This window comes from Rhodopila sp., assembly GCF_035548235.1.
In the GTDB taxonomy this organism is placed as follows: domain Bacteria; phylum Pseudomonadota; class Alphaproteobacteria; order Acetobacterales; family Acetobacteraceae; genus Rhodopila.
In genome coordinates, this window is record NZ_DASZTJ010000182.1 from 1 (window position 1) to 11,580 (window position 11,580).

At 66.2% G+C, this 11,580-nt stretch carries 10 protein-coding genes; 1 reads left to right on the forward strand and 9 read right to left on the reverse strand.

Annotated elements, in window-relative coordinates:
• From VHB27_RS14765 to pcaH, 9 genes are all read right to left on the reverse strand, one after another.
• Positions 1-696, reverse strand: a 696-nt coding sequence (locus tag VHB27_RS14765) for an alpha/beta fold hydrolase (protein ID WP_325601727.1), incomplete at its 3' end; no start/stop codon positions are given.
• A gap of 3 nt (positions 697-699) precedes the next feature.
• On the reverse strand, positions 700-1,857 hold the full coding sequence (locus VHB27_RS14770) for an aminotransferase class V-fold PLP-dependent enzyme (protein WP_325601729.1): 1,158 nt from the start codon (positions 1,855-1,857) through the stop codon (positions 700-702).
• Complete coding sequence (locus tag VHB27_RS14775; protein ID WP_325601731.1) at positions 1,858-2,622, reverse strand: SDR family NAD(P)-dependent oxidoreductase; 765 nt, start codon at positions 2,620-2,622, stop codon at positions 1,858-1,860.
• A 69-nt stretch (positions 2,623-2,691) separates the two neighbouring features.
• Positions 2,692-5,196, reverse strand: coding sequence for a branched-chain amino acid ABC transporter ATP-binding protein/permease (locus tag VHB27_RS14780; protein WP_325601733.1), 2,505 nt, complete (start codon positions 5,194-5,196; stop codon positions 2,692-2,694).
• Positions 5,193-6,068, reverse strand: coding sequence for a branched-chain amino acid ABC transporter permease (locus tag VHB27_RS14785; RefSeq protein ID WP_325601736.1), 876 nt, complete (start codon positions 6,066-6,068; stop codon positions 5,193-5,195). The genes VHB27_RS14780 and VHB27_RS14785 overlap by 4 nt, the downstream gene beginning before the upstream one ends.
• A 120-nt stretch (positions 6,069-6,188) precedes the next feature.
• Entirely contained in the window at positions 6,189-7,412 is a 1,224-nt protein-coding gene (locus VHB27_RS14790) for an ABC transporter substrate-binding protein (protein ID WP_325601738.1), read from the reverse strand.
• 32 nt (positions 7,413-7,444) lie between these two features.
• Positions 7,445-9,331: a bifunctional sugar phosphate isomerase/epimerase/4-hydroxyphenylpyruvate dioxygenase family protein gene (locus VHB27_RS14795; protein ID WP_325601740.1), complete on the reverse strand. Its 1,887-nt coding sequence runs from the start codon at positions 9,329-9,331 to the stop codon at positions 7,445-7,447.
• Positions 9,331-9,888, reverse strand: a complete 558-nt coding sequence (gene pcaG, locus VHB27_RS14800) for a protocatechuate 3,4-dioxygenase subunit alpha (protein WP_325601742.1) — start codon at positions 9,886-9,888, stop codon at positions 9,331-9,333. The genes VHB27_RS14795 and pcaG overlap by 1 nt, the downstream gene beginning before the upstream one ends.
• A 1-nt stretch (position 9,889) precedes the next feature.
• Positions 9,890-10,594: a protocatechuate 3,4-dioxygenase subunit beta gene (pcaH, locus tag VHB27_RS14805; protein ID WP_325601744.1), complete on the reverse strand. Its 705-nt coding sequence runs from the start codon at positions 10,592-10,594 to the stop codon at positions 9,890-9,892.
• A gap of 145 nt (positions 10,595-10,739) precedes the next feature.
• Between pcaH and VHB27_RS14810 the strand changes: the two genes are divergently transcribed.
• The coding region (locus VHB27_RS14810) for a shikimate dehydrogenase (protein WP_325601746.1) at positions 10,740-11,580 on the forward strand (841 nt) is incomplete at its 3' end.

The following is an 11,580-nucleotide window of genomic DNA, read 5'->3' on the forward strand; positions in this document are numbered from 1 at the left end:
TTCGCGCAGGTTCATCACCAACAGGATGCTCCGCGCCGATAGGCCACGGCGGACGCCAGGACGCCGCAACAGGTCGTGGTAGCGGGCCACCGTCGCGTCCGTCAGCCGCCGCGGGTCGCCCCAGGCCTCGCGCAGCGTCCGGCGCACGAACCACGCCGGCAGCACGACCGGCAGCAGCGTCCGCTGCCACACCGTCAGCAACGGCCATTTGACGTCCAGCGGATGGCGCGGCGCGACCAGCACCAGCTTCTCCACCCGTTCGGGAAACCGAGCAGCGAACTGCCAGGCGATGCGGCCGCCAAGGGCATTGCCGACCAGGATGGCGCGGCGGACGCACAGCATGTCCAGTATCGAGGCGAGTACGGTAAGCGTGCGCAGCGTCGTGTAGTCGGTCTCGGCATCCGGACCGGTCAATCCGAAACCCGGCATGTCGTATCGGATCACACGATACTGCTCCGACAGCGCCTCGGCCCAGCCGTCCCAGGTATGAAGGTCCGAACAGATCTCGTGCAGCATGACGATGACCGGCGCGTCTGCAGGACCGGTGTCCCGGTAATGGATGCGCTGCATGCTCGCGCGCAGGAAGCGCGACGGCACTTGGGCGTAGCGCGCCTCCAGCAACGCTGCCGAGATGTTCGGCGTGTAGAGCGTCACGCACACCGCGACGACTGCCAGCAGGATCAGCAGGGCCGTCATGGTTCAGGCAGCCAGGACACCGGCGACGATATCGCCCAGGCGATCGTAATCGCCCGGCTCGTTGTAGGCGAAGGCCGAGAGCCGCAGCCACAGCCCCCCGTCCAGGGCATGAACCGGCGCGTCCGTGCCCGCCCGTACCAGCGCTTGCCGGATCGCCAGCGCGTGCTCTGGTGTCGGGTCGCCAACAGGCAATCGCACGGTACCCATGGCGGCGCTGACCACCGGCCCGCCGCCCGTCCGCGTGCCCAGCCGACGCGCCAGCCGCTCCGCGGCTTCGGCGGCGAGGGACCGGTTGCGCGCCCGCAGTGCCGGACCGCCCAGGCGCCGGTGGTGCGCGATGGCCTCCTCAACCGCCAGGAACCGGCTGAAATCGGTCGTGCCGGTCCAGTCGAACTCTGCGAGGAATCCCTGGCCGTATCCGTGGGAGATCACCACCGGATGCAATGCCGCCTGGTCCCGCGCATGCAGAAAGGCGCAGCCCTTCGGGGCGCAGAGCCATTTGTGGCAGTTGCCCACATACCAGTCCGCGCCGATGTCCGTCAGGCTCAGGTCGATCTGGCCGGGCGCATGGGCGCCATCGATCAGCACCTTGGCGCCGGCGGCGTGGGCCAGGCGCACGATGTCGGCCACCGGGACCAGCAGCGCGCTGGCGGAGGTGATGTGGTCCAGCACCACAAGCCGCGTCGCCGCACCGAGGATGGCTGCGACGGCCGCGATCATCGCCGCCGGAGACGGATCCGGGAACGGGATCCGCGCCTCGACGACCCGGGCGCCAGTGGCCTGGGCGGTGTGGCGGACAGCATTGCGGACCGCGCCGTAGACATGGCTGAGAACGACGATCTCATCGCCGGCTTCGAACGTCATGGATCGCAGGACGGCGTTGCAGCCGGTCGTGGCATTATCGACGAAGGCCACGTCCTCTGGGCGGGCGTCCAGGAAATCTGCCAGTACCCCGGCGGCCTTTCGCAGGGCGGGACCGAGTTCGGTGGTGACGAAGCGGCTGGCCTGGCGCTCCATCCGGTCCTGCCAGGTGCGCTGTGCCGCCCTCACCGCGATTGGGGTCGCGCCGAAAGAGCCGTGGTTGACCGTCAGAAAGTCCGGGTCGAGGTCCCAGTCCGGATGCCGCCTGACGTTCCCCCGGCTGTTTGACAGCGGCGTCACCTACTCGGCGGTCCAGCCGCCGTCGACGACCAGCGCGGAGCCGGTGATCAGGGCGGCCGCGTCGCCGGCGAGGAAGACGATGGCCCCCATCAGGTCCTCGACTGTGCCAAGGCGGCCCAGCTTGATCCTGTCCAGGACGAAGTCGCTGAAGTCCTTGTTCTGGAAGAACGGACGGGTCAGGTGCGTTTCGATGAAGGTCGGGCCGATGGAATTGACCCGGATGCCCAGCGGCGCGAGGTCGACGGCCATGGCCTTGGTCAGACCCTCGATCCCATGCTTGGTCATGCAATAGACGCTGCGGTTCGGGCCGCCGACATGCCCCATCTGCGACGAGACGTGGATCACCGATCCCTTGATCGATGCCGCCGCCATTTTCCGCACCACCGTCTGGGCGACGAAGAACGCCGCCCGCAGGTTCAGGCCGGCGATGACATCATAGTCGTCCTCGGTGACGTCCAGGAAGGTGCGAGGCCGGTTCGTGCCGGCATTGTTGACCAGGATATCGAACGGCGGCGCCGCCTCGATCGCGGCGCGGACCGCGGCCTGGTTGGTCACGTCCAACACCAGCGGTTCGGCCTGCCCGCCGGCCGCTCGGATTTCGGCGGCGGCCTCGGTGATCTCGGTGGCGGTGCGGGCGGCGAGGGTGACATGGGCGCCGGCCTCCGCCAGCGCGGCCGCAGCGGCGAGGCCAATGCCCCGTCCGGCGCCGGTGACCAGGGCACGGCGATTGTCGAGGCGAAAGGACGGCATGCGGGGCAGGGTCATCGATCCAGTCTATCGGTACGCCATGCGCTCTGCCAGGGTCTGGCTTACCGGCCCCTGGTTCGGACAGGCTCAGGCCGCTTCCTTCTGGACCACCCCCAGCAGCCGCGCCTGCAGCGCCTGATCGGCTTCCAGCGCCTTGGCGGATCCCTCGAACGCCACCCGGCCATTCACCAGCACATAGGCGCGGTCGACCAGCGGCAGGACCGTCTCGGCATGGTGCTCGACGATCACCATCGCGACCCGGCCGCGCAGTTGCGCCAGGGCGTCCATCACCTCCTTGACGATGGCCGGTGCCAGGCCCTCGAACGGCTCGTCCAGCAGGATCAGCTTCGCCGGCACCATCAAGGCGCGGGCGATGGCCAGCATCTGCCGTTCGCCGCCGGACAGGCTTTCCGCCTTGGACTTCTGCAACAGCCTCAACTTGGGAAACAGCGCGTAGACTTCGTCCAGCGATGCCCCGCCCTCGCGCATTGCCAGCCGCAGGTTGTCGATCACCGTCAGGTTGGGGAACAGCCGCCGCCCCTCGGGCACCAGGGAGATTCCGCGCTGGTTGATCTCATAGGGCCGGGCGTTGGTGATCGGCCCGGTGTCGAGGGCGATGGTGCCGGAGGACGCGCGGACCGTGCCGGTGATCGCCTTCAGCGTCGTCGACTTGCCGACGCCGTTGCGGCCCAGCAAGGCGACCGCCTCGCCCTCATGGATGACCAGCGACAAGTCCTCCAGCACCACGCTGCCCGCGTAGCCGGCGCGGAGCTTGTCCACCGTCAGCAGCACCTTGCGCGCCGCATGCTCCGCCTGTTCCGCCGCGCTCGGCGTCGGCGGCGCGACGATGCGCTCGGCGCCGAGATAAGCCGTGACGACATCGGGGTTGGCGGCGACGTCGGCCGGCTTGCCGTCGGCGATCAGGCGACCCTGATGCAACACGGTGATGCGGTCGGACAGCGCCAGCACGCGGTCGATATCGTGTTCGATCAGCAGCACGGCGTGGCTGTCCGCCAGCTTGCGGATCAGCGCCCCGACCACTTGGCGGTCCGCCTCGGCCAGGCCCGCCAACGGCTCATCCAGCAGCAGCAGCTTGGCGTCGGTGGCCAGGGAGATCGCGATCTCCAGCAACCGCTGCTGGCCATGGGCCAGGTTCGCGCAGGGCTCCGCCGCCCGGTCCTCCAGCCCCACCGCCGCGAGCAGCGACCAGGTGCGGGCGTTGAGGTCGTCATAGCCATAGGCATCGCGCCAGAGGCCCCAGGCCCGCCGGTCCTGCGCTTGGACGGCGACACGGACGTTCTCGAAAACCGTCAGGTTGCGGAAAACCGACAGGATTTGGAAGGAGCGCGACAGGCCCAGGCGGATGCGCTTGTGCACCGGCAGATGCGTGATGTCGCGGCCGTCGAACAGGATGGCGCCGGCATTGGGATGCAGGATGCCGGTCAGCATGTTGAAGAACGTAGTCTTCCCCGCGCCATTGGGACCGATGAAGCTGTGCAGGCGGTACGGGAACACCTCCAGCCCGATATCGTTGGCAACGACAAGGGAGCCGAAGCGCTTGGACAGCCCTTTCACCGTCAGGATCGGCTTGTCCGGATCCAGCTTGGCACGGCCGGCGACATAGGGCTCGATCCGGGCCGGGCGCGGGGGGATCTGCTTGCGGGTCAGCGTCCAATCCTCCCGCCCGCGCAGCCGGAACACCAGGCCCTGCATTCCTTCGGGGGAGGCGAGCGCGAACAGGATCACGATCGGCGCGAAGATCAGCCACCAGCTTTCGGTGATCGCCGACAGCCGGTCCTCCAGCAGGATGAATGCGATGGCACCCCAGAGCGGCCCGAGGAAGTGATGCACGCCGCCCAGCACGGCCATCAGGAGGGAATCGCCGGCGTGCTGCCACGACAGGTTGTCGGCGTAGGCACCCTGGATCATGAACGCCAGCAACCCACCGGAATATCCGACGAACCCGCCCATCAGGACGAAGGACACGAATTTCAGCCGATACGTGTCATAGCCGAGACTCTGCGCCCGCTGCTCGTTATCGCGCAGGGCCTGCAAGGACCGGCCGAACGGCGAATGGGCGATGCGCCATAGCTTGTAGAGGCCGAGGGCGACGGTCGCCACCACGAAGGCATGGTAGGCCCAGGCACTGGGAAAAAAGGGCCGAGGGACGCCTTGCAGCCCGTTCTCGCCGCCGGTCACGTCGGTCCATTTATAGGCGACCTCGAAGGCGATCTGCGAGAAGGCCAGCGTCAGCAGCGAGAAATACAGGCCTCGGCGCCGCAGGATGATCAGGGCGATGACTGCGGCGAGGACCAACGAGAAGGCGACGCAGAAGACCAGCGCCTCGATCTCGTTGGTCGCGCCGCGCGCCATGATGAAGGCGACGGCATAGCTGGCGCAGCCGAAGAAGACGGAGGCGCCGAAGGGCACCAGCCCCGTGTAGCTGACCAGCATGCAGACGCCGGCGCCATAAAGGGTATAGATCGCGATCTGGGTGATCAGCGTGATCGGGGCACCGATCAGGTGCCAGAGGCCTGTCAGGGCCAGCAGCACGATGACGAACCATAGGACGGGATGGCGGACCAGGCTCATTCGAAGCGCTCCCACCGCTCGCCCAGCAGGCCGCGCGGCCGCAACAGCAGCATCAGCGCCATGAACAGGTACATCACCGCGCCCGACGCTTCGGGGTAGTATTGGATCGTCAGCGCGATGACGACACCGACCAGCAGGCCGGCGATGACGGCGCCGGCGAAGGACCCAAGGCCGCCGATCGCGACGACGACGAAAGCAGGCATGATGGCGTTGGTGGCCATGGCAGGGGTGACGGTCCATAGCGGTGCGGCCAGCACCCCGGCGATGCCGGAGATCGCGCAGCCCAGGCCGAACACCCAGGTCAGCACGCGGGGCAGGTTGATGCCGAGAAGCCCGACCATCTCGGGATCGCGGGACCCGGCGCGGAGGATGCGGCCGAAGGGGGTATGCTCCAGGAACAGCCACAGGCCTATCAGCACGGCCGCGGTCGTCAGCAGCACCGCGACCCGGTATTTGGTGATGAGGACGGGACCCCAGATGTAGAAACCGGCCAGGAAGGGCGGCGGGTTGAAGGGCTGACCGATGCCGCCGTAGATCAGCCGCACCGTCGCCTCGATACACAGCGCGAGGGCGAAGGTGACGATCAGGCTGACCAGCGGTTCCTTGTCATAGAGGCGTTTGATCAGCAGTGTTTCCGCCAGCATGCCGAAAGCGCCGACGATGACGGGCGCGAGGATGACGGCGGGCCAGCCGAAATACTGGAACAGCGTCAGCGCCAGGTAGGCGCCGAGCGTGAAAAACGCGCCGTGGGCGAAATTGACGATGCCCAGTAGGCCAAAGATGATGGACAGGCCTATGGCGATCAGGACATAGAGGCCACCGAGCACGAGGCCGCTGGCGATTTGCGAGAATATGATCGCGGGATCGAACACGTCCGGCAGCCTCCCTGGCTGATGTTCCTCGTCATGGTGGGCGAAGGCCTATTTTATCTTTGCGCCCTGGGGAGGCGGGGATGGCCGGGACGAGCCCGGCCACGACAAGAGGCCGGCGGCCTAACCCATCTTGCAGCCGATCTCCGCTTCCGTCCCGAAGGTCTTATCCAGGTCTGCCGGGTTCTCCGGCAGGATCGCCTTGACGTCGAAATAGTCCCACTTGTCGGTGATCTTGTCCTTCACCTGCACCGCGAGATTGCGCACCAGCATCTGGTGGTCGAAGCGGCGATAGCTGTAGGAGGTCTGGCCCGAGGTCACCTTCCAGGCCTCCAGCGCTTCGACGATCTTCATCGGGTCGGTGGATTTGGCGGCATCCATCGATTCGAACAAGGAACGGGCGGTGATCCAGCCCATCCAGGCCTTGTCGGCGGCCGGCTTGCCGTGCTTCTTCTCGTACTCGGCGGCGAAGGCCTTTTCCTCGGCCGGGTTTTCCGCGTTCTTGTAGTACCACATCTTGGTAAAGATGCCGGTCGCCGCCTCCGGGCCGACCGCCCAGATGTCGGTGTCGCCGATCGCGATCTCCACGAAGGGGATCTTGCCCTTCATGCCAAGCTCGTTCCATTGCTTCAGGAACGTCGACAGGTCGCCCGCCGACAGGCCGCCCACGACCACGTCCGGCTTGGCCTGCCGAATCTTCAGGATGAAGCTGGAGAAATCCGCTGTGTTCAGCGGCACTTCGTCATAACCGACCTCGGTCCCGCCGATCGCCTTCAGGTTCTCCCGCGACGCACGCAGGATGTCCTGGCCGAAGGCATAGGATGCGGTAATATGATACCACCTCTTCCCAAACTTCGCCGCGTAGGGGGAGATCATGCGCTGCTGCACCGCCACCGGCGTGTTGAGGCGGAACGTGAAGCGATTGCAGTTCTTGCCGGAGATCTCGGTCGCGGCGGCATTGTCGCAGATGAAGGGGATCTTCAACTGCGCGGCGGTGGCTTCCTCGGCCAGTGCGTTCGACGACAGGGAGCCGCCGAGGATCGCGACGCACTTATTCTCCTGCACCAGCTTCTGCATGTTCTGCGTCGCCGCCTGCGGGGTCGGTTCGTCCAGCCACACCAGTTCGGCCGGCTGGCCCATGATCATGTTCTTGCGTTCCTCGAGCGCCAGATAGGTGCCGTTGGCGAGGTATTCCGTCTGCGCGGCGATCTGCCCGGTCTTGGCCAGCAGGAGGCCGATACGGATCGGTTCGACAGCCTTGGCGATATGCGGCGCCGCCAGCAGCGAAGCACCGCCGAGCAGGGCCGCGCGGCGCGGCAGGATCAGGTTCGAGGCACTCGACGTCATTCTGTTTCCCCCTATTGTCTTTGATAAGGCGATTACCCGGTTTCGTTAGCTCCGGCAATCGATCGTCGAGTGGTCCGGCGTGCCGCCTGGGCGGCCATGCGGATCGCGGCATTGGCGGCGCCGAATTGCTGGTAGCCGCCGATCCGCTGCACGATCTCGAAGAAGAAGCGGTCGTCGAACGGGTCGGTATAAGCATGCAGGAAGTCGCCGCTCCCGTCGCGATCGAACAACAGATTGTGCGCCCGCAACGCAGCGATCTGCTCGTCCGGCAGGTCCCATCGCGCAGCGATGTCGTCGTAGTAGTTGGCGGGGATGGGCAGGAACCGCGCGCCGCGTGCCGTGAGCTGGGCGACCGTGTGGTGTATGTCGGCGCTGTCGAGGGCGATGTGCTGGACGCCGGCGCCCGAGAACGTCGTGAGGAAACGGCCCGTCGTCGTCTCCCGGCTCTCGGAGATGTTCAGCGGCAGCCTTACCCGATCCCCTTCGCTCACCATCGCGCGGCTGCGCACCAGGCCCATCGCGTCCGGGATTTCCCAGAGTTGTTCCGCTCTGAAATCAAACAACGCCCGGTAGAACAGGACAAAATTATCCATCCGCCCGACCGGCAGGGCCTGGGCGACATGGTCGATCGTGGTGGTCAACGCCTCGGGCGGTTGGGTGTCGAACAGGTCGAAATCGACATCATAGATCGTCTCGCCCGATGGTGCTGGTTCGACCAGGTAGATCAGCGTGCCGTCCGGTCCGCGCAGGGCGGGGATCTGGCGCTCTCCAGGGCCGGTGCGTTCGCGCCATTCAGGGCATAGCAGCGCCTCGGCCCGCCGCACCGCACGTCCTGCGTCATCGACCCGGAATGCCATGGCGCAGACGGACGGGCCATGGAACAGGAAGTGTTCGGCGGCGGCGCTGTCGGGTTCGCTGTTCAGGATCAGGTTCACCTGGCCTTGGCGAAACAAGTCGACCGATTTCGAGCGGTGCCGGCCGATATAGTGGAAGCCGAGGCTACGCAGCCCCTCGCTCAATCGCCGGCCGGATGCATCGTCGACGGCGAACTCCAGGAACTCCACCCCATCGAAGCGCGGCGGTTCGGGCAGGATGGTGACGCCGGCGCCGGCTTCGGTTAGCAGCAGCGACCGCAGCCCGTCCCGCGCCATCAACCGAGCAGGGGCCGCTCGAAATTCGTCGTTGAAGACCTCAAGGGAGAGGGGACCACGATACCCGGCGGCAACAACGTCTCTAACGAAACCATCGACCGGCAGGGAGCCTTGTCCGGGGAAGTTTCGGAAGTGGCGGCTCCAGGACAGGACGTCCATCGACAGTTTCGGCGCGTCGGCGATCTGGACGAAGAAGACCTTCTCGGCCGGCACTTGGTCGAGACCAATAAGGTCGTCGCCGGGGGCGAGCGTGTGGAAACTGTCGAGGATGAGGCCAAGGGAAGGATGGGACGCAGCTTGAACGATTCGCCAGGCGTGCCGCCATCGGTTGATGTTCCTGCCCCAGGCCAGCGCCTCGAACCCGACGCGCAGCCCTCGCTTCGCCGCGCGCTCCGCCCTCTCCGCAAGGTCGGCGGCGGCCCGCGCGTCGTCGTCGATCGCGTCGGGGGAGATGTTGCTGCAGACCAATAGCAGGTCCGTTCCCAGCGCTTCCATGACGTCGAACTTCCGCTCCGCCCGGTCAAGGTTCCGGGTGCGGCGCGGTTCCGGCATCGCCTCGAAATCGCGGAACGGCTGGAAGCAGACGATCTTCAGTCCGAGGCTTTCGGCGAGGTAGCGGATCTCGGCCGGAGAGCCGTCGAAGGTCAGCAGGTCGTTCTCGAATATCTCCACCGCATCGAAACCGACCGCGGCCACGGCCTCCAGCTTCTCGGCCAGGCTGCCGCTGATCGAGACGGTCGCGATCGATTTCGAGAGGGGCTGCGCCATCAGAATTCCATGAAGACGGTCTCGTTGTCCCCTTGCAGGCGGATGTCGAGGCGCCAGGTGGACGGCCCATCGGGACTGGCGATCAAGGTCTGCCGCGCGGCCGGATCCTCGATCAGCGACAGCACAGGGTCGGTTTCGTTCAGCGGTTCGTTGGCGAAATACAGACGCGTGGTCAGCGGGTGCAGTAATCCGCGGGCGTGCAGGGTGATCGCCACATGCGGTGCCTGCAGGGCGTTGCCCAGGCCGGCGACAGGGCCTGGCTTCAGGGTCTTGAACCGGAATGTACCGGTGTCATCGGTGCGGGTGCGCCCATAGCCGGTGAAACGATCGCTGGCGTCCGGGCTGGACTGCCAGATTTCCACCGCCGCGTCGGCCACCAGCGCACCGGCGCCGTCTGTAATTGTACCCGTCAGGTTAATGACACCCCCGATGACATCCCCTTGGGCGCCCCCCTGGGCGCCCCCCTGGGCGCCGAAGCGGGTCAGGTCGTTCCAGGACGGATCCTCGATCAAGTGCCAATAGGGGCCGATCGTCTGGTTGGCGGTGGCGACCGGCATGTCAGGTGTTCTCCATCGGCGTCGCGTTGCGTCCGCGCAGGACGAAGTCGAAACGATAACCGAGGGCCCATTCCGGGCTGGTGATGTCAAGGTCGAAGCCGGCGACCAGACGGTTGCGGGCGGCCTCATCCGGGACCGACAAGAAGATCGGATCCAGCGCCAGCAGCGGATCGCCGGGGAAATACATCTGGGTGACCAGGCGCTGTCCAAACCCGTTGCCGAACAACGAATAATGGATGTGGTTCGGGCGCCAGGCATTCGCGTGGTTGCGCCACGGATAGGCGCCCGGCTTGATCGAGATGAACTGGTACCAGCCGTCATCGTCCGTGAACACACGTCCGTCGCCGTGGAAATTGGGATCGAGCGGCGCGTCGTGCGTGTCGCCCGGATGGTCGTACCGGCCGGAGGCGTTCGCTTGCCAGATCTCGATCATCGTGTGGGGGATCGGCCGGTCGTTCTCATCCATCACACGGCCGCGGACGATGATGCGCTCACCCAGCGCCTGGCACCCGTTCCGCACCGACAGGTCGGCCATCGCGGGGAAGCGGGCGGCGTCGAAACGGGGACCCGTGGTTTCGGTGACGGTCTGGGGAATGCGAAGGGGCGGGCGGTTCGGATGCCGCAGGCGGGTACTGCCGTAAGAAGGCGTGTCGTTGGCCGGCTGGGTGTCTGCCGTCAACGGACGGAACGGTGCGGTTTCCGACATGATCTCCCCCCTGTGCTGCCCACTTTCGTTGACGTGGATTAACTGGTTAGTTAGTACAAGGCACGCAACGCCAGCGCAAGGCCCGAAGTATTCCGCCGAAGCCCGCCGCCGTGCAACGCCTGGCCCACAAAAAAGGATCCATGGCATGCAGCAGGAATTTCTGATCGGCCTTATCGGCACCGGAATTCAGGCCTCGCTGACGCCCGCCATGCACATGCGGGAAGCGGAAACGCAGGGCTTTCGCCATATCTATCGGCTGATCGACCTGGCGGAGCTGAAACTCGGACAACAGGACCTGCCCGACCTGCTGACGGCGGCGGAGCGGATGGGGTTCAATGGGCTGAACATCACCCATCCTTGCAAACAGACCATCCTGCCCCTGCTTCACACGCTGTCGGATGATGCGCGCGCGATCGGTGCGGTGAACACCGTGACGCTGCGTGACGGCAAGCGGATCGGCCATAACACGGATGCTTCCGGTTTCGCCGCCTCCTTCCGCCGAGGTCTGGCGGACGTGGCGCTGGACCATGTCGTGCAGTTCGGGGCCGGCGGGGCAGGCTGCGCAGTGGCACACGCGATCCTGGGGCTGGGGGCGAAGCGGCTGACATTGGTGGATACCGATGAGGCGAAGAGCCAAGCCCTGACGACCGACCTTGTCGCCCGCTTCGGGGCAGGGCGCGTGGTGACCGGAACGCTGGCTGATGTGCGGGACGCCGATGGGATCATCAACGCGACCCCGTTGGGGATGGCCAAATATCCGGGCCAGGCGGTACCCGCTGACGCGCTGTCCCCACGCCTATGGGTCGCCGACATCGTCTATTTCCCCTTGGAAACGGCTTTGCTGGCCAGCGCCAGGGCAAAAGGCTGCCGGGTGCTGGGTGGCGGCGGCATGGCGGTGTTCCAAGCAGTGGAGGCGTTCCGCCTGTTCACCGGCCGGACGCCTTCGGCTGATCGGATGCTGGCGCATTTCGCCGAACTGACGCGAA